At 34.3% G+C, this 677-nt stretch carries 1 pseudogene; it reads right to left on the reverse strand.

The features are described 5' to 3' along the window. A pseudogene (locus ACS8FD_RS21055) lies at nucleotides 1-190 on the reverse strand (multifunctional transcriptional regulator/nicotinamide-nucleotide adenylyltransferase/ribosylnicotinamide kinase NadR); the annotation flags it as partial. Between the last annotated feature and the right edge of the window lie 487 nt (nucleotides 191-677).

Here is a 677-nt window from a genome sequence, read left to right on the forward strand (position 1 = left end):
GATCTGCACAAGCCATCTGGAGCCAGCGGGCTTTATCTTGTAGCGTAATAGTGAAGTCTGGATGCGGTGACGGGTGAGCGGTAATGATGATGTGTAACGATTTTGCTTGTCCTGCAGCGTCTAAAATACTACGCATTTGCCCTAAGTGTAGCGGTTCAAAGTGTCCAATCATCAAGCCGTTATCGTACATATTGTTCCCTAAGTTGTTCTCTAAAAGTGACTTATCAAATGTTTTATTGCTCAAATTTTTATCTGTTATTTATTATGGATTATATGACACAAAGCATTACTTAGCACAGACTATATAAAGCTTTTCGCTCTGATGCAGGTACCTTATTGTAAACTACTGCTTGGTTTTTGTGAGTCTATTTCAATACGTCACTATATCAAACGATAAAATTATCCATTATTGACTAACCATACTTTTATATCAAAAGTAACAGAGCAAACTACCAGTAGAATAAGAGAAAGATAAGCGTAACAAAGTTTATTCTGAAACATTTTGAAATACCTATTTAAAATCAGGTAGTTAGAGGTGGTCATCGATATATTAGGGTAAGTTTAAGTAGCATAAATTCACAAAGCATACCTATATGAATAACAGATGGTAAGTAAATCATTGCTATAATTATCTCAAGTCAAAAAATAACAAATGCGCAAACAAACACTATTAGAAT

It is taken from the genome of Psychrobacter sp. 1U2, assembly GCF_051847575.1.